The 17,523-nt window shown below is 59.7% G+C and carries 15 protein-coding genes and 3 pseudogenes; 8 read left to right on the top strand and 10 right to left on the bottom strand.

All coding sequences use genetic code 11. The annotated features are described in order from the left end of the window. From repA to SJ05684_RS27165, 6 genes and pseudogenes are all read left to right on the top strand, one after another. Positions 1-1,224: a plasmid partitioning protein RepA gene (repA, locus tag SJ05684_RS27140; protein ID WP_014858029.1), complete on the top strand. Its 1,224-nt coding sequence runs from the start codon at positions 1-3 to the stop codon at positions 1,222-1,224. A gap of 57 nt (positions 1,225-1,281) precedes the next feature. Then, a complete protein-coding gene (gene repB, locus SJ05684_RS27145; RefSeq protein WP_014858028.1) occupies positions 1,282-2,262 on the top strand; it encodes a plasmid partitioning protein RepB in 981 nt (326 codons plus the stop codon). 154 nt (positions 2,263-2,416) lie between these two features. After that, complete coding sequence (gene repC / locus SJ05684_RS27150; RefSeq protein WP_014858027.1) at positions 2,417-3,631, top strand: plasmid replication protein RepC; 1,215 nt, start codon at positions 2,417-2,419, stop codon at positions 3,629-3,631. Between the two features lie 1,379 nt (positions 3,632-5,010). Continuing rightward, a pseudogene (locus tag SJ05684_RS30735) lies at positions 5,011-5,393 on the top strand (hypothetical protein); the annotation flags it as partial. 633 nt (positions 5,394-6,026) lie between these two features. After that, the gene (locus SJ05684_RS31110; RefSeq protein WP_034859523.1) at positions 6,027-6,353 is read left to right on the top strand and encodes an OST-HTH/LOTUS domain-containing protein; all 327 of its coding nucleotides are present in this window, start codon (positions 6,027-6,029) and stop codon (positions 6,351-6,353) included. Further along, complete coding sequence (locus SJ05684_RS27165; RefSeq protein ID WP_034859522.1) at positions 6,353-6,559, top strand: cold-shock protein; 207 nt, start codon at positions 6,353-6,355, stop codon at positions 6,557-6,559. Before SJ05684_RS31110 ends, SJ05684_RS27165 begins: the two co-directional genes overlap by 1 nt. Positions 6,560-6,706: 147 nt before the next feature. On the opposite strand, the gene SJ05684_RS27170 is transcribed toward SJ05684_RS27165, so the two are convergent. Further along, positions 6,707-7,624, bottom strand: a complete 918-nt coding sequence (locus SJ05684_RS27170) for a recombinase family protein (RefSeq protein WP_015633599.1) — start codon at positions 7,622-7,624, stop codon at positions 6,707-6,709. A 597-nt stretch (positions 7,625-8,221) separates the two neighbouring features. On the opposite strand from SJ05684_RS27170, the pseudogene SJ05684_RS31115 reads away from it, so the two are divergent. Then, positions 8,222-8,584 (top strand): annotated as a pseudogene (locus tag SJ05684_RS31115) (DUF1612 domain-containing protein); the annotation flags it as partial. 50 nt (positions 8,585-8,634) lie between these two features. Here the strand turns inward: SJ05684_RS31115 and SJ05684_RS27175 are convergent. From SJ05684_RS27175 to SJ05684_RS27190, 4 genes are all read right to left on the bottom strand, one after another. Next, positions 8,635-9,219: a hypothetical protein gene (locus tag SJ05684_RS27175; protein ID WP_244426738.1), complete on the bottom strand. Its 585-nt coding sequence runs from the start codon at positions 9,217-9,219 to the stop codon at positions 8,635-8,637. A gap of 307 nt (positions 9,220-9,526) precedes the next feature. Then, positions 9,527-10,447: an ExeA family protein gene (locus SJ05684_RS27180; RefSeq protein WP_014858020.1), complete on the bottom strand. Its 921-nt coding sequence runs from the start codon at positions 10,445-10,447 to the stop codon at positions 9,527-9,529. Then, positions 10,444-12,096, bottom strand: a complete 1,653-nt coding sequence (locus tag SJ05684_RS27185; protein ID WP_014330218.1) for an IS481 family transposase — start codon at positions 12,094-12,096, stop codon at positions 10,444-10,446. The genes SJ05684_RS27180 and SJ05684_RS27185 overlap by 4 nt, the downstream gene beginning before the upstream one ends. After that, positions 12,089-12,685, bottom strand: coding sequence for a recombinase family protein (locus SJ05684_RS27190; protein WP_014330217.1), 597 nt, complete (start codon positions 12,683-12,685; stop codon positions 12,089-12,091). The genes SJ05684_RS27185 and SJ05684_RS27190 overlap by 8 nt, the downstream gene beginning before the upstream one ends. A gap of 470 nt (positions 12,686-13,155) precedes the next feature. Between SJ05684_RS27190 and SJ05684_RS27195 the strand changes: the two are divergent. After that, positions 13,156-14,150 (top strand): annotated as a pseudogene (locus SJ05684_RS27195) (IS110 family RNA-guided transposase). Positions 14,151-14,158: 8 nt separating this feature from the next. Here SJ05684_RS27195 and SJ05684_RS27200 read toward each other — a convergent pair. Genes SJ05684_RS27200 through tnpA form a run of 5 tightly spaced genes read right to left on the bottom strand, consistent with a single transcriptional unit; the run spans position 14,159 to position 17,506 of the window. Next, positions 14,159-14,449, bottom strand: a complete 291-nt coding sequence (locus tag SJ05684_RS27200) for a hypothetical protein (RefSeq protein WP_014330935.1) — start codon at positions 14,447-14,449, stop codon at positions 14,159-14,161. 29 nt (positions 14,450-14,478) lie between these two features. Next, entirely contained in the window at positions 14,479-15,090 is a 612-nt protein-coding gene (locus tag SJ05684_RS27205) for a plasmid pRiA4b ORF-3 family protein (protein WP_014857805.1), read from the bottom strand. Next, the gene (gene tnpC / locus SJ05684_RS27210) at positions 15,087-16,724 is read right to left on the bottom strand and encodes an IS66 family transposase (protein ID WP_014330937.1); all 1,638 of its coding nucleotides are present in this window, start codon (positions 16,722-16,724) and stop codon (positions 15,087-15,089) included. Before tnpC ends, SJ05684_RS27205 begins: the two co-directional genes overlap by 4 nt. Positions 16,725-16,769: 45 nt before the next feature. Continuing rightward, complete coding sequence (gene tnpB / locus SJ05684_RS27215) at positions 16,770-17,117, bottom strand: IS66 family insertion sequence element accessory protein TnpB (RefSeq protein WP_014330938.1); 348 nt, start codon at positions 17,115-17,117, stop codon at positions 16,770-16,772. After that, complete coding sequence (gene tnpA / locus SJ05684_RS27220) at positions 17,114-17,506, bottom strand: IS66-like element accessory protein TnpA (protein WP_014330939.1); 393 nt, start codon at positions 17,504-17,506, stop codon at positions 17,114-17,116. Before tnpA ends, tnpB begins: the two co-directional genes overlap by 4 nt. Positions 17,507-17,523: the final 17 nt, after the last annotated feature.

Here is a 17,523-nt window from a genome sequence, read left to right on the forward strand (position 1 = left end):
ATGAACGCTAATTCGCCGCCCATCGCTCCCGCACAGCCGATGCATTTCGAGGATCTCATCCTCGAACAGGGCGATCTGATTTCAAAGAAATTGCATCTTTTAAGCATGCAGCAGTTCCCGCCGAATGCCAAGAAACTGCTTCGCCAGTTCTCGCTCTCGGAAGTGGCGCAGTTCCTCGGCGTCTCTCAAAGTACGCTGAAGAAACTTCATCTTGAGGGAAAAGGCCCCCTCCCCCAGACATCGTCGTCGGGTCGCCGTTCTTATAGTGCTGAGCAGATGGCGGAACTGCGTCAGTATCTCGATCAGCATGGACGATCGGAAGCCAGGAACTACGTGCCGCACCGTCGGTCGGGCGAAAAGCTCCAGGTCATTGCCGTTGTCAATTTCAAGGGCGGTTCGGGAAAGACGACGACGGCCGCCCATCTCGCGCAGTACATGGCGTTGACCGGGCACCGTGTCTTGGCGGTGGACCTCGACCCGCAGGCGTCACTTTCGTCGCTTCACGGTTTTCAGCCCGAACTCGACCTGTCGCCGTCGCTCTATGAGGCGCTCAGATATGACGATCAACGCCGATCGATCAGTGAGATCATCCAGCCTACCAATTTCCCGGGCCTCGATATCGTGCCTGCGAACCTCGAACTTCAGGAGTACGAGTACGACACGCCGCTTGCGATGTCGAACAAGAGCTCGAACGATGGCAAGACCTTCTTCACGCGGATTTCGCGCGCGCTGTCGGAAGTCAACGACCGCTATGACGTTGTCGTCATCGACTGCCCTCCCCAGCTCGGCTATCTCACGATCACCGCGCTGACTGCGGCTACGAGCGTCCTGATCACGATCCATCCACAGATGCTCGACGTCATGTCGATGGGCCAGTTCCTTTTGATGCTGGGCGGGATCCTGAAGCCGATCCGGGATGTGGGTGCTGCGGTCAATCTCGAATGGTATCGCTATCTGATCACCCGGTACGAGCCAACGGATGGGCCGCAGGCGCAGATGGTGGGCTTCATGCAGACCTTGTTCCACCAGTTTGTGCTGAAGAACCAGATGCTGAAATCGACAGCGGTTTCAGACGCCGGAATCACCAAGCAGACCCTTTACGAAGTCGACAAGAGTCAGATGACGCGGTCCACCTATGAGCGCGCGATGGACTCCTTGAACGCAGTCAACGCCGAGATCGCCGAACTCGTCCATGCCTCTTGGGGGAGGAAGGTTGTCAGTTGAGAAGTGTAAACTTCCCCGGCGACGGCCCGGTAGATCGCAGGCAAACGGAGCAGGCAGATGGCGAGAAAGAACCTACTGGCGGGTCTAGTAGACACAGCGGAAATCCCGCACGCAGACGTTGCGCCCGCCTACCCGATGCGCGGGGCTTCGAAGAGCATGGTGCGCTCGCTCGACGAGTTGTCGCGCCAGGCCGAGAAATTTCTCGAAGGAGAAACGGTCGTCGAACTCGACCCTGAGACACTCGATGGTTCGTTCGTCTCTGATCGCATGGGCGATAGTTCCGAGCAGTTCGAGGAATTGAAGCAGGCGATTGCCGAGCGCGGGCAGGATACGCCCATCCTTGTGCGCCCCCACCCGTCGGCAGCCGATCGTTACCAGATCGTCTTTGGACACCGCCGAGCCCGCGTTGCCCGCGAGCTCGGCCGCAAGGTTAAGGCGGTCGTCAAGGCGCTGGATGACCGTACGCACGTTATCGCCCAGGGACAGGAAAACTCGGCGCGCGCCAACCTCTCCTTCATTGAACGGGCGAACTTCGCCTCGCACCTCGAGAAGCTTGGCTATGACCGGACAATCATAGGATCGGCGCTTGCTGCCAATGCGGCCGCTATCTCGAAAATGATCGCCGTAATAGATCGTATTCCTGAAGAGACAATCGCAAGGATCGGGCCCTGCCCGGCGGTCGGCCGAGAACGCTGGGTCGAGTTGTCATTGCTTGTGGGTAAAACCGCCAACGAAGAGAAGGTGAAGGCAATCGTCTCTGATCCTTCCTTCAATGAACTGAGCACTGACGATCGCTTCAATGCCCTGTTTTCTGGTCTGAACAGCGCGGCGAAGCCTGTCCGGAAGACGACTCCAAAGATCCTGGAGAACTGGCAACCGGCGGACAAGACCGTCTCCGCTAAGTATTCGAACTCCGCCAAGGCGTTTGCCTTGTCTATGAAATCAAGGAATGCCGGCCCCTTTGGGCGGTATATTGCAGACAACCTGGACCGGCTCTATGCCGAGTTCCTGGAGCAGGGTAACCGGAAGGAAGACTGACGCAAAAGAAAAAGGCCCCCAGACGGTAACCATCGTGGAAGCCTCTCTCATCGTTTAGCAGCCTGAGAATCGCATTTCCACGAATCGCAGTCAAGAGTCTTTGGCACCGGAACGGGTGAGCGGACGTCTTTTGCCTGAGGATAGGTGAAAGAAGATGCAAGATGGAAGTGTGACGACGCCCTTCGGGCGGCGGTCGATGACGCTTGGCATGTTGGCAAGCCAATATATGTCGCGTGAACTCGAACCTGAAACATCGGCTGACAAGTGGAAGCTGTTTCGAGCGCTCTGCGAAGCTAAGCCGAAGCTCGGCATCAGCGAACGTGCGCTCTCTGTTATGAACGCACTTTTGAGCTTTTATCCCGAGACGACCTTGTCTGAGGAAAACGGCCTCATCGTGTTTCCCTCTAACATGCAGTTGTCGCTTCGTGCGCATGGCATGGCTGAAGCGACGTTGCGTCGCCACATCGCAGCGCTCGTCGACGCCGGCCTTCTGGCACGCCGGGATAGCCCAAATGGCAAGCGCTACGCCCGCAAGGACGGAGACGGTTCGATCGATGAGGCCTATGGGTTTTCGTTGGCTCCGTTGCTGTCACGCGCACGCGAGATCGAGCAAATAGCTGCCGATGTCAAAATTGAGCGACTGCAGTTGCGTAGACTTCGCGAGCGCCTGACGATCTGCCGGCGCGATATCGGTAAGCTGATTGAAGTCGCCATTGAGGAGGGAGTGGACGGTAATTGGGACGGAATTCACCAGCACTACCGCAGCCTAGTAGCGACCATTCCTCGAGTGGCAACGGCCGCGACCGTGGCCCCCATCCTCGAAGAGATGGAGATGTTGCGCGAGGAAATCTCCAACCTTCTGGAAATCAGGTTAAAAATCGAAAATTTGAGCGGCAATCCTGATCAAATTGAGCGGCACAAACAGAATTCACATCCCGAATCCACTAATGAACTTGAACCTCGCTCTCTAGAAGAGCAGGGCGAAAGGCCGAGCCCAGCCATCGAACCGCAACGGGAGCCGATGAAGGTGTTTCCGTTGGGGATGGTGTTGCGGGCTTGCCCAAGCATCTCAGATTATGGCCCCGGAGGCGTAGTTGCGAGCCCGCGTGACCTGATGCAGGCCGCAGTGGTCGTCCGCTCGATGCTCTGCGTCAGTCCGTCGGCCTACCAGGATGCCTGTGAGGTTATGGGGCCCGAGAACGCATCCGCTGTCATGGCCTGCATTCTGGAGCGGTCAGGGCACATCAAATCGCCCGGCGGATATCTCCGCGACCTAACGTCTCGGGCAAAGCGGGGCGAGTTTTCGCCGGGGCCAGTGTTGATGGCACTGCTGAGGGCGCGCGGCGGAAGTGATCGATTGGCCTCCTGACCGAAGAACCCGCTTAATCGGCGGGAACCAATCCCCTCAGCTCTTGGGCGACCGCTTGTTGTCGGCTGACAAAATCGGCAGATTGCGACGTCGAGTCAACCGACTAGGAGAAGTTATGACGCTGTCGTTTATGGTGGTCTCAGTAGGGGGAGCAACTCCAATGGTCCGCGTCGGTACGAGGACTTCACAGTGCAGGTAGGGACATTCGATGGCAATATGGACGACACCAAAGTCAGGGACAAGCCCGACCAGTCCGCAGCTCCCTCGGCATGGTGTCCGAGAAGTTGGCGGAGGCATTCGAGCATCAGACCAGAGATGTTGCTTGAGCGCCAGGACGATGCTGTGAAAGGCCAAATGCTACACCAGATCTTGATTTTTGGTTGGTTGCGAAGCAAGGGGATGACTATTGCTTCCTCAAAACAGACTGTAAAAAGTTGTCAGCTGACAAAAACGGAAATTTGCGCAAATTAATCAAAGCGTTAGTTCTAAACAGTCTTCGTTTGCTGTTGAAGGGAGGGGTTCCGTCGAACTTTCGAGGCGTTGATCGCCTGTTTGTAGGACGCGAGTCGTAAAGTCGTTGTAGCCAGTCCGTAGGTGACCGCCGACAGGAGATAGGAGGGCGCGTTTCGTCATTCTGCCAGAATGACTGTCACACTTCCAACAGAGCATTAGTTATCGCTTGGCCAAGCGTATTTCATGCGGCTGGTAGCGCTCGCCGGTCGATATTTGCTTCATTTGGTAGATGCGGAACACCACCGCGCTGTTGGTTCCGGCCTTCCATGAGCCAGCGTTTCAAGGCGATCGCCGGCCGGCAGATCAAGAGCACATGTTCGTCATCATCGCTCGTCGTCGTTTTGGTGCGGTCGAGGCGGATTGAAACGCAGGGTGGGGCAGGGGAGGCTTCGTCGGTTGGCACGGACCTGTTCCTGGTCGGTGAGACATCAACGTGTGACGCTCTGATTGACCGGCCGCGGTGGTCCCTGGGACCTTCGTTCGCTATTCGATGTTCTACCGTATGTTCCTGCTCAATTAAATGTTCAGAGGCGGGAAGGGGTCCTGAGTTCGATTGACGCAGCGCGCTTACGCTTCGCCAATTTGGTACAGTCCGGCGGGTTGACGAGGGCCCGTAACGAAGTTCGGGGGCAGCGATGGCAACGGTACTGTCGGCATTCCATGAAGGCCTTACCACGGCGGAGATCGGGATGTGCAAGGAGGAAAATCCCTACCCACAACAGCGACTGGAACGCAGGCTACGACGCTGCCACGAAGGCAGGCGAAGCAACGAAACTCGACGACAAATAGGGTCGTGCCCCTTGCCAGCGTGCCCCGAGCAGCCTCGGCGACGGGCTTTTCCGTACGTTCCCGCGCTCACACGATTAGATGCGCTCGAAGGCAGCTCCACTGCTTTCAAGAAGCGCGGCGGATCCTGAAGACCATTATGTTCGGCTCCTATGCCTGCGACGCTGTAGTCGATCCCCACACGACGTTGGGCGGTTTTCGGACTTCGGAATTCTCGTCCTCGTCAGCGACCGCAAGCTCGCTGAGCCGCAATACTCGAACAAGGCCTCCGACCGGTTGAAGTGGGACACGGTCATATCGACGCCGGTCGCGGCTGATCGCGCGCGGTGCGAGAAAGATCAACAACTAACTCGCCAAGGGAAAATTCGTCTTCGTCGATATCCTGCGCGAGGGAATTGTGCTCTACGAACTCGAAGAGCGCCCGCTCGCGGTATGGCGGTGCTGTTCGCGCGGCCAAGCTTTGACGAGCCGCTGTCCCGGTGTTCGGCCAAGTCGCGCAGGAACGTCAGGCTATGCGAGAGGAGGGCCGTGGTTCGTCAGGGTTAGTAGCAGAGTGGGATAAGCGCCCTCAACGGCACGGGGGCAGGAACGCCGCGTGTTTGTCCCAGTCGCGGGAGATTGCCACACGGCTAAGCTCAAGCAACCGTTGGGCTCGGCTGTGTTGCCTGTCGAAATGCTCCCTTGCCATTTTGAAGTCTCGGAGGAAGCGCTGTACTGGCTGATGGAGCGCGCCGACTTCCTGCTTCGGCAGTAGAAACCATCTTACCGCGAGCGTCTAGCGGTACTCGAAGGGGCAGCGGGCCGGGCAGACTGATCTGTACGTGGGCAGATCAGGTGGCGCGGGAGCATGATCCTCGAACGGGTTCCTCATCCAATCGAATACGTTCAGGACGAGCGCATCGAGGTCGGCCGCGCCCGGCGTAACCGCGCCGGTGAGCGCGGCGATCACCGTTGCCTAGAGAAAGGCAGTCAGCGCGAGCATCGCCGTGTCGCGCGTCGGCATCGAGGGCGACTCAGGCACCTAGCCCACGACTCGCGACGACGAGTTCAGCCGCCAGAGCCAACCTTGCGGGGCTCTGCGGAAAGCGCGCCTCGGATGAGCCTCTGCGGCAAATGGAGGTCTCACCTGGCGCCGGACTTCGACCCGTGCACGCTTGGGTTCCGAAAACTCAGTGATCTTATCTGCACGACAAATCAGTTCGACGTGTGGCAAGCCGAGGATGCTCCCGTCAGCATCACGGCTGAAACAAAGAGGCAAAAAGTAGCGTCTATGGCGACGAAGATCGCTTGCTTGGGCTGGGCAGTTGCGTCAACGTTCGGGCTGCTTTACCCGGAGCGGAGAAGCGTCTATCTGTGCGCGCGTATACGAAGCGAGCCTCGCCCGCCCTGTGGCGGTACGGCAAATGATCGAAGGAAGGCATGATGGCGACCGGAACGGTAAAATGGTTCAACGCGACGAAGGGCTTTGGTTTTATTCAGCCGGACGACGGGAGCGCCGATGTCTTCGTCCACATTTCAGCGGTGGAGCGGGCTGGCCTGCGGGAGCTGAAGGATGGGCAGAAGATCAGTTACGAGCTGGTAAAGGATCGTAAGTCCGGCAAGATGTCGGCTGACAATTTGCAGGCCTAGGCCGCCCCTTCCTCACAACGCGAGCTTTCTGGAATAGCCCGGGGGTTGCTCGGTCTTTTTCCATTTGGAAGCATGCGGCGACCGGAAACAGTGCTGCACCCAGCTTTCGACGCCGCGTGAACACTCTTGAATTCATGAACCAGCCTCTCAAGAGCGAACCAGCCCGATGCGGCTCGCCTCGTCCAGTAGTGCTCGGACGGAAGACGGTTGCCATTTGCGGCCGCCACGTGGCGGTCGCTCCTGCATCTGGTCCAACTGGGCGGCAATGTCGCGCAGCGACAGATCGGGATCGGCGATGGCGATCCCGGCAACCAGCCGCATCAGATGATCCTCGGGCGGCCGGCGCGGCGATCGGGCAAGCAGTTCCGGTTCCGCGAGCTTTTCGCGCACCAGCCGGTGGACCGCCCGCCGCAACCGTTCGACGGTCCAGTCGTGCCCCCCGCGATTGAGGATCCGCACGACATTGTCCCAACTGTGTCGCGGGCGCAGCCGCCGGACTGTCGGCAGCCAGGTCTGCGCTGACACAATCAGTTCATCGAGGTAGGCCCGCTCGCGCGCCGCTGAGACCGCGCGGATGGCTTCCGGCCGGCGTTCTCGAAGCCCGGGATTGCCGGCAAGCCGGCCGCGCGCCTTGGCGGCCTGCATACCGGACTTGGTCCGCTCCGCGATCAGCGCACGCTCGAGCTGGGCGACGGCGCCGAGCACCTGCAAGGAAAACATTCCCTGCGGCGTCGAGGTATCGATCGGATCACGCAGCGAGCGGAAATGCACGCCGCGCTTCTCGAGGTCTTCGATGACGTCGAGCAGGTGGCTGACCGATCGGGCCAGACGGTCGAGGCGAACGACGACGAGGACATCGCCCGTGGCAAGGTCTTTAAGAAGCTTCGCAAGCACCGGCCGCGCGCGTGATGCGCCGGATCCGTGCTCTTGGTGGATGCGGTGGCAACCGGCCGCCCGCAATTCGTCGACCTGAGCGTCGTTGAGCTGATCCTCGGTCGAAACACGGGCGTATCCGATCAGCCTTTGCTGCAGGGAAGGAGAATTGAGGTTTGCAGCCGTTGCCATCGGATTTTTCGGCCGTTTCGGGGCGGTTTGTACAAATGAAACATGTGTGAGAAAACGTTCCTTTGCAAGCGTGTTTTATGGTCTGAATGGAAGCCCGTCAGATTCAAAATACCGCAGTGGACGAGTGTCGGGTCATGAACATAGGCTAACGCGCGCCAGTGGGCTTCTGTGGCGGAAATGCCGCGAGTTCGGTTGTTTTGAAGGCAGCACGTATCGCGCTGGTGTTTCAGGCGGCCTTTGAGATGGAAAAATGACTGAGGAAAGCTCTGCCGCCTACCGCTCGGACGAGGGCCCTTCCATTCGATCCGGCAAATGAGTCTGCCGAACTGGGTTGAAAAGCGGCTGAAAAGCCCGGTTTCCTAGGCAAATCCACTGATCCAGGACGACTGACAATGGTCAACCAGACCGCCAAATCCATCGCTATCGATACTTGATCCCTATCGATAGTGATTGCGCGCGGAAATCGGCGTCTGAATGACGGAAAGATGATTACTGTTAGCTTCCGTTTGAGTGATTTCTGGAGTTAATTCACATGGTTAACTCTTCGTGAACTCGACCTTGCGCTGGCACTTGTCCTAGGTCGGAACCGCGTGGAGAGTTGGCCGTCTACTGGCCGCCTCTATCCTGCGCCAGCCCGGCGTAACAACCGCGGCACATCTCCCCGATCAAATCTCGGCGATGCTGAAGCGGCGTCTCGTCGGCCGACGCACCCCTTCTAAGCCGCTTGCATTACGACCGCGACAGCCGGTTGCTCGCCATCGCGCAGGGGCTGGTCGCGGCCGCCGAGCTTGGCGAAGGAACACGACCGCAGGCGCGGTCGCGGTAGATGATGGAGCGCAAGCTCGCCGGCCGGCGCGCCTCCTCACGACTGGGGCGATGATCGAACTCGTCATCGCCAAACCGTTCGCCGGCGCCGGCATGGTCGCAACAACCCTCGAGGTGACGCCGCAGAAGGCTCAGCTATTAACCCGGTCGGGTTGGTTCGTTCAAAACCTGGGCCAGAATATGCGTCAACGTTCAGAGAGATCAACCGCTATAACATCGATTAGCTTATTACCGCCTAACCCAGCGGTCACGGCCGCCGCGCGCGCGTCGCACAGGGTAAGCAGTCCAGCAAAATTGACGTTCTTTCCAGCAACCTTTTTTGCGAAGGCCCTGCGCTTCACTTTGCCGGTTTTCGAGTCGATTTCCTTCTTCAACGGCTTTGCAGCATTTGCCAGCAGGTAGAAGCCGGTATGAGAGCCATTCTCATGCATGTACTGGTTAGCGAGTTGCGTCTCGATCTTGTTGACCAGAGTGTTCCCGTTCCAGTGGTCCGCGTCGGCCAGTTTGATTTCCACGGAGATCAGGCCGAATTCAGGATTTCTTGAGTGAACTCTAAGGTCCGGCCGGTTTTCCACCGCGACCTCCTGCTCTCTGATGACTTCGTAATGCGAACTGCCGATCTCGCGCATGCGCGCGGATAGCCAGTTGCGCAAGTCGTCTTCCGTGGCCCGGTCATCTCGAAACACGAAACTCTCGTCGTCGTCAGAATGGTGGAGCTTCTCAAGCAGGGCGACAATCTGTCGTTTCACCAATGCACGAAATTCGGGCACGGAGGCCGGCGCCTTTGTGAACAGATTAACAAAAGAGAGCGCGTCCGCGATTGTCAGGGTTGGTCGGCGGACTGAAGCGCGAACCATCTTGTCGCGTTGGTACAGGAACGTGTCGGGGTGTTGTCTTAAGGACGGGTCGGAAGCAAGCCTATCTGTAGCCGCTTGCCAACATAACGGCTCGTGCTCGCCAACATCGGCATTTTCTGCTCAGATTATCTGACAATGGAGAGCGCGTCCTGCTCACGCTCTTTGCCAACGTGCTCGCCAACATCCGAGGCTGCTCGCAAATGACGGCCACGTGCTCAGATTAATTGCCAGCGAGGAAGGCGCGGATATCTGACGGCCGAGCGTTCAGGTGGGTGACCAATGCCGCCGCATCGTAGCCATTTCGGGTCAACGTCGGTTCGAGATCGTCGATGGCGCGAGACAGGATCTGCTCGACGATCTCGGCGGTGACCGGCTTGGCGCCGAGGCGAAAGCCCTGTTCGAAGGCAAGGGTTAGATGCATCTCGATCTGAAGCGGCGTGCGTAGCCGTTCGGCGATGAGGTCGATGGCGTCTTCCTCGAGGAGTTCGCCAACCTTCACGCCTTCGGCTGCACAGGCGCCGAGCAGCCATGCGACATAGTCGCGGCGCGCGGAACCGATCCCCTCGTAGTCGAAAATGGTGGTTCGATAGCCGATCTCCTCCATTTGCGGACGACGCAGATCATTGCGAAGTCGAGGATGGCCGACAAGCAGCACGGAGAGGAGCACGCCGGCGTCGGCAACCACCTCCATCAGGCGCTTCAGGCCGGTTAGGGTCTTGTGGTGCAAGTCATGGGCCTCATCGACCACGAGGACGACTGGCCGTTTGCCCTTTTTCATGATGTCGCGCAGGTCGCGCTCCCGCCGCTCGGCCTGCTTGGGGATCTTCACCTGCGCGCGATCGCCGGGCGACAAATCGTAGAACAAGGCTTCAATGAGCGATGGCAGCGAAGTGCGTCGCTTGTCGACCGCCAACGACTTGGCGAGCGCGACCTTGCCGGCTTTGGTGAGTTCGGCCTCGATACGCCGCAGAAGGTGCGTTTTTCCCGAACCGACCAGGCCGGAGACTACGACAAGCCTGCCGGTCTGGACGGCTGCGCAAACCTCGCGAATGATGGTACGCTGATGCTCGGTCTCGAAGTTGCCGGCCCCCTGGAAAGGTCGGTCGAGGCCGTAACTGGATTGAACGTCAGCGAGCATCATTCTTCCTTTCGTCGCGCCTGGAAGCGTTCGCGGATACGGGCTGCGATCGCCTTTTTGTCGAGTGTTTCTCCGAGCAGTTCATCGATGAAGGCGCGATCGCTGGGATTCATCGCGCCAATCGGCCGGCCGAGCTGGTCGGCAATCGCCCCACGAGCTGCAAGGCCACTTCCATAGGCGGTCTCTATTGCGGGTTCCGGAAACGGTGTGCGCCGTACGCTCAGCCCAGCGGCGGTCGGGGGCAGCGAGGGCAATGGGCGATCCCCGCCGGTGACCGCGGCGCGGGGGAGCCCCAGTTTGTCGGCGAGCCGGACAACCTTGTCGAGCCGCTCTTCGATCTTGCTCTTCTGGTATTTGCGATAGCGAAACAGGGGAACCGCCCCGCGCGAAGGCTGGAATGGGCCGAAGCGTTTGCCCTCATACTCGACGAACAATTCCTGATCGAACAGGCCCCAGAGCAAAGTCACTGTTTCGCCGGCAAGTTCGGGCTCGACCTCATAGGATGCGCCCTCGACCGATACGGTCGCGTCTCCAGCAACGGTCCGTCGCTCCGGTTCGCGCGCAAAGGCGCAGAACCGTTCCCAGGAGCACATCGCCCGCACGCCATCAGGGGAAAGATGCCGCAGCCAATCCTCAATGCGTGCATGCGATTCGGTGCGGTGTTCGCCGTTGTTGTAGGTGATTAACGCGCGCCTGAACCAAAGGTTGGCTTCCTCTTCGTCCTTCGGTTTGTGGAAGTGATAAAGGGTCTCGTGCACTTCCTTGATCGTACGAAACGGCCGTTCGACCTTGCCTTTGGCACGCGCTGGCGTACGTCGCTCGCTGTCCGACGGGGGCATATGCGTGAGAACCCTGACACCGAGACTGCCCATGACGGATTGGAAGACGCGCGAGCGGCTCACCGGCCCGTTATCCATATGGATCGTCGTTGGGATCCCCTGAAGCGGCAGTTCCGGTTCGGGCTTGGTGGCGAAGGCATTGTAGAGGAACCGCAAGGCAGACTCCGCGTCTTCGCCGTAGACGCAGCGGTATTCCTGATAGCTCGCGCCAGAGCGATCATCGACAACCGAGAACAGCATCAGGATTGGCCGGCCGCGCCCTTCCTCGACCCAAAGCGGTGCTTCCACCTGCTTCAGATCGGACGGGCTCATGTCGAAGTGCCACAGTTCGTTGGAGCGCCGCGCCTGGAAGCGGACGGCGGCCACCGGGCGGGTGACGCGCCTATAGTCGAGGCCGCAAACGTGCAGCAGCCGATCGACCGTTGCGCGTTTCAGCAGCCCGGGCGGCGCACGCACCAGGCCATCGGGCGTCTCCACCCCGTCGTCCTCAAGCAGCTTTATGGCGCGCGCCGTGGAGATGTGCCGCCCCTTCCGGTTCGCCGTCCTGATCTTTAGGGCGGCGATGATCTCGGCATAGGTTTCCATCTCCGGCTGCGGGGCGATCCGGGAGGTTCCATGATCGGCGCGTCGTACGGATTTCGGGCGGTTCAATTCGCGCAGCGCCCGATAGATGGTCCAGATCGAAAAGCCGTAGGCATCGGCAGCGCGTGCGACAATCTCGGTGCGGCCTGGATCTCTGGGGGAAAGCAGCGACAACCGGCGTCGAATATCGACAAGAGCCTCGCCGGGCGGCCGCTTCCTCCGCTCAGCCATGGGCTTCCTCGGATTCCACTATTTTGGTGACGCCACCCTTCTTGCCGATATGGCGATAGAGGGTTGCCACCGAAACTCCCATGCGCTGAGCAATATTGCGGACAGGTATGCTTCCTTCCTTCATCAGGGCGCGCGCGGCGGCAATATCACTCGGGCGCATCGCGGGCGGGCGGCCACCCTTACGGCCACGTTGCCGCGCCTCGACCAGTCCAGCCGTCGTGCGTTCACGGATCAGAGCGCGTTCAAATTGGGCGATCGCACCGAAGACATGGAATGTCAGCATGCCGCCCGGCGTCGTCGTATCGATGCTCTCGGTCAACGACACGAGCCCGATCTTCGCGCGCTCCAGCTCTTCCGCGGTCGCAATGAGCTTCTTCAACGATCGCGCCAACCGATCGAGTTTCCAGACAACGAGCGTGTCACCCGTGCGAAGCACGTCGGAGAGAATTCTGCCCAGTTCCGGGCGGTCATCCGCAGCGCCGGATCCACGCTCGGTAAACACCTTCTCGCAACCGGCGCGTCTCAGGGCCTCAAGTTGAAGCTCCGGATTTTGATCGATCGTGCTGACCCTGGCGTACCCGACCCGCATAGCCACCCTAAAGTTCTCGAAAGTCGTCGAGAACGTAGCATTTTGCGACAGAGGTATCCAGAACAGTTTTGAGAAGACTCTGTGACATCATTTGAGGTTGAAGGAGGCTTTCGCTGTGGATTACTCAAAAACGGTCGTTTATGACAAGGCACCCGAGGAACCCCGGTTGTGAGCCTGACGGTCGAATAGTTCCGCCTATGGGCGGGGGGAACAGGAGCACTGGAAACCGCCGGGGCTCTAGTCGCCGCTGGATGAAAGTTCCGTGGCAGGTCATCTTCGTTTCGGAAACCTACCAACCTACCTGCGGTTGGGATAGATTGTCAGGCTTGCGGCGTGAAATGTCCGATCGAGTTCGTGGCGGCGGTTCGAGGCTCCCTTCTTCGCAACCCTTGATGATGTGGACGCCCCCGCGCCGGCGGTTGCCGCTATGATGCCGGCCAGTTACCCGCAGCAAAAGAGGAGCGTTGACAATGCAGATCACGACCGTTGGATTGGATTTGGCCAAGAGCGTGTTTCAGGCGCATGGTGTCGATGAGACAGGCGCAACCGTGCTGGTGAAACGGCTGCATCGCAAGCAGATGCTGCCGTTCTTCTCGAAGCTGCCACCCTGCCTAATCGGAATGGAAGCGTGTGGCACAGCGCACCATTGGGCTCGGACGCTCGCCGCCATGGGGCACGAGGTCCGGCTCATTCCCCATCCTACGTGAAGCCCTATGTCAAACGCGGCAAGAGCGACGCGCTGGATGCCGAGGCAATCTGCGAAGCCGTGCAGCGCCCGACGATGCGGTTCGTGCCTGTGAAGACGGTGGCGCAGCAGAGCATTCTCATGACGCATCGCGCCAGGTCGCTGCTCGTTCGCCAACGCACCATGGTCGCAAATGCGTTGCGGGCGCATCTGGCTGAACTCGGCTTAGTCGCCAATCCAGGCATTGCCAATCTGGCAAAGTTGGCGCAGCAAGCGCTGTCTGGCGAGAGCAGCTTGCCCTCCTATGCCCGGACCACGCTGGACATTCTGATCCGGCAGATCCTGGTGTTTGCCGATGAGATCGCTGCGCTGGATCAGCAACTTCTCGCTTGGCATGCCGACAGCGAGGCCAGTCGCCGGCTCTCCGCTATCCCCGGCCTCGGCATAGTCACAGCCACGGCGGTCGCCGCCACCGTCACCGATCCCGAGCAATTCCGCTCCGGCAGGCAATTTGCCGCCTGGCTCGGCCTGACGCCGCAGCAGTGTTCGACCGGAGGAAAAACCCAGCTCGGCGGCATCTCCAAGCAGGGAGACCGATACTTGCGGAGGTTGCTCGTCGTCGGCGCCACCGCCGTTATCCGTCATACGAAGGACAAGGCAACGCCCCTGGCGAACTGGATCAGAAAGCTCCTGGAGAAAAAGCCGTTCAGGCTGGTCTCCGTTGCCCTCGCCAATAAACTCGCGCGGATCGCATGGGTCGTGCTGACCCGCAAGGAGTAACCATCCGGTCAGGACCGCAGTAGCCGAGGCTTTTTGCGATTTCTTTCTGCCACTGGTTTCGATGGCGGGTCGCCAATTCCGCGAAGATTGCGGATAATCTGTTGAAGGTTTTCGATCCCCACTTGGGTGAACAAGATGATGTGCTCGCTGAGCTCCGAGGCCGGATAGTCATCATATGCCCACAAGCAGCCATCTTCAGAGAACATCTCAATCGAACATTCTCGCAAGAAGTCTTCGTCCTCATCAAGCATCGCGGCGACATATTTCAGGGTGTAGAGGGCAGAGTTGCGGTAGCCCATGATGCCTCGTTCTGTGTTTTCAGATTTGGTCAGTGCTGCTGGTTTTGGCTCTTCGCAAATCCAGCTTTTCCAAGTGTCCGACGGCGGGCAATTTTAGCGACACGGTCTTGAATGATATCAACGCTTAAATCTTCTGGGTCGAAGCGGCCACCATACCAACGCACGAACTCTCGATGCTGCGCATGCCGTGGCTTCGCCATGACGTTCAGGAATTCCTCGAACCCCGAGGTGCTGCCAACATCTTCCGGCGGCGCTCTGCGCTCACCATCGATGAAGCGCGGATATTCGATGCTGGGGTTTCCATCCTCCACTGCCTCGACCGTGATAGTGTGCCGCCAGTTATCACCAAAGTCATAGGTGTAGCTAAAGGTCGCGATCCCACGCTCGATGAGTGCCGCTATGCGGACGTTGCGAGCAGCAAAGGTTTTGCGTTCGTAGAGGTCTTCTGGATCCGGCACATCGTAACATCGCCCACCAGCCTCGAACTCGAACAGATGATAATCCTCGAACAGCATCACGGCCTGAATGACATCGTGGAGCCCCTTCAAGCTCATCGTGAGTGGAACCTCGACCCTGCGCCAGATCAAAGGCTCGATATCGTCGAGTTGGATATGTAGCCTGGCGATGCGATCGACGGTCATGATGCCAAAGCCATCATAGGCCGCGGACCTGTCCAATTCCACGGCAGCAGCTCTGCAAGCTTTGTTGTCGGCGTGTCAGCGATACGCGCGAGAACGTCGGCAAGCCAAGCCTGCGGATCGACGTCGTTGAGCTTGGCCGTCATGATCATCGTCGCCATGAAGGCGGCGCGATCAGCACCACGATCAGAACCCGCAAACAGCCACGACTTCCTGCCGAGAGCGAAGCCGCGCAGAGCGCGTTCGGCGGCATTGTTGGTCAGGCAAATCCGACCGTCGCCCAGGAAGGACGTAAAGCCCTCCCAGCGCTTTAGCATGTAGTCGATCGGCTCGGCGACCGGAGAGCTGCGCGACAGCTTTGTCCGCTCGGCCCGCATCCAGGCCTCAAGCTCTTCGACAAGACGACGGCTGTCCCGCTGGCGTCGCGCCAGTCTTTCACTTGCAGCGAGACGATTGATGTCACGCTCGATATCGAACAGGGCATCGATCCGTTTCACGGCCTCGAGCGCCACCGGCGAGATCGGCGTGGCGTTCTTTCCCCGTTTGGCGTTGGTGGCGATGTCGGCAAGCACGAAGAACTTGCGACGCGAATGCGACCAGCACAATGCCTGGGTCAGCGGACCAGAATCGCGGTCCATTTTGAAGAGCGGGTTGTAGCCGCCATAGGCGTCGGCCTGCAGAATGCCGGTGAAGGTCTTTAGATGGCGCTCGGGATGTTCCTGCCGCCGATCGCGGGAGGCATAGTAGAGGGCGGCTGGCGGCGACGTTCCGCTGAACGGCCGATCGTCCCTGACATAGGTCCAAATCCGCCCGGTATCGGTCTTGCCCTTCGCCAGGATCGGCACGGTCGTGTCATCGCCATGTAGACGCTCGGCGGTCAGCACATGCGCCTCGATCAATCCGTGCAAGGGCTTCAAGACCGCGGCGCAAGCCCCCACCTGGTCGGCAAGCGTCGAGAGGCTGAGGTCGACACCCTCGCGGGCATAGCGTTCACTTTGCCGGTTCAGCGGTTGATGCTGGCCGAACTTCTCAAACAGGATCATCGCCAGCAGGTTTGGCCCTGCAAAACCGCGCGGCGTCACATGGAAAGGGGCCGGTGGCTGGGCGATCTTCTCGCATTCGCGGCAGGAGAACTTCTCGCGCACCGTCTGGATGACCTTCCACTGGCGCGGGATCACTTCCAGCGTCTCGGCAATGTCCTCGCCCAGTTTCGCCAGCTTGGCCGAGCCGCAGCATGGGCAGCTTGTTGGCGGAGCAATGACGACGCGTTCGCGCGGCAGGTGCTCCGGAAACGGCTTGCGCGATGGACGCTTGCGCTCGAAGGCCCGAACCGTCGAGGATCGTGCCGCCAGTTCAGCGGCCAATTCGTCCTGGCTGGCGTCCGCCTCCAACTCTTCGAGCTGCAATTCCATCTGCTCAAGAAGCCGCGCCTTGCGCTCCGAGCGGCTGCCATGAATGTCGCGCTTGAGCTTCTCGATCTCCAGCCTCAACCTGGCAATCAGCGCATCCGAATGCGAGTTCACTGCCTGGGCTCGGGCAGCAACGGCCTCGGCTTCACGGCGTGCCGCGCGCTCGGCGAGGATCATCGCATGCGCGCTGGCAAGGTCGTCGGGAAGCTGATCGGCCGCATCGGTCATGGCGAGATGGAATCATATTCGCTCCGACCTTTCCAGCCATTTCCACTATCCAGCAGAGCTCGGACGCCAGGTTTTTTGCGGCATTCGCCAGTCGATTCCTTCGAGCAGATAGCCGAGCTGCGCCGGCGTGATCACCACCGTGCCGTCGGCCGCTGACGGCCAGATAAAGCGGCCGCGCTCAAGCTTCTTCGTGAACAGGCAGGCACCCTGGCCGTCGTGCCAGATCACCTTGATTAGGCCGCCCTTCCTGCCGCGGAAGCAGAACAAATGGCCGCTATGCGGATCACGCTTCAGTGTCTCCTGCACCATCAGCGACAGGCCAGGAAATCCCCTCCGCATGTCCGTATAGCCCGTCGCCAGCCAGACCTTTACGCCGCTCGGAACCGGGATCATCGCCGTTCCACGACATCGAGGATGCGGCCCAGAGCTTCGGTGTCAACATCACTCTCCACTCGAATGCGCCGGCCGCGGCCAAGCTCGATCGTCACGATACTTGGCTTCTTGCGCGCCCGTGGTGCCGGTGTCGTCTCCAAAGGATCAGGCGCTGGCAACGCCGCGACGACCTCAATCGGAATGAATGGAGGCACGGACGGCGCTGACATTTGGCAGAGCTCTTTGCGCCACCGGAATAGCTGACTGACATGAATCCCGGCCGAGCGCGCCACATCCGAAACAACGGTTCCAGGCTCTAACGCCGCCGCTACCAGCCGTTCTTTCTCTTCGCGAGACCAATGCCGGCGACGCTCGACCGACGTGATCACCTCAATATGCTGCTTCGTCATAGGACTACTCCCAGTGC

The organism is Sinorhizobium sojae CCBAU 05684 (assembly GCF_002288525.1).
GTDB classification, from domain to species: domain Bacteria; phylum Pseudomonadota; class Alphaproteobacteria; order Rhizobiales; family Rhizobiaceae; genus Sinorhizobium; species Sinorhizobium sojae.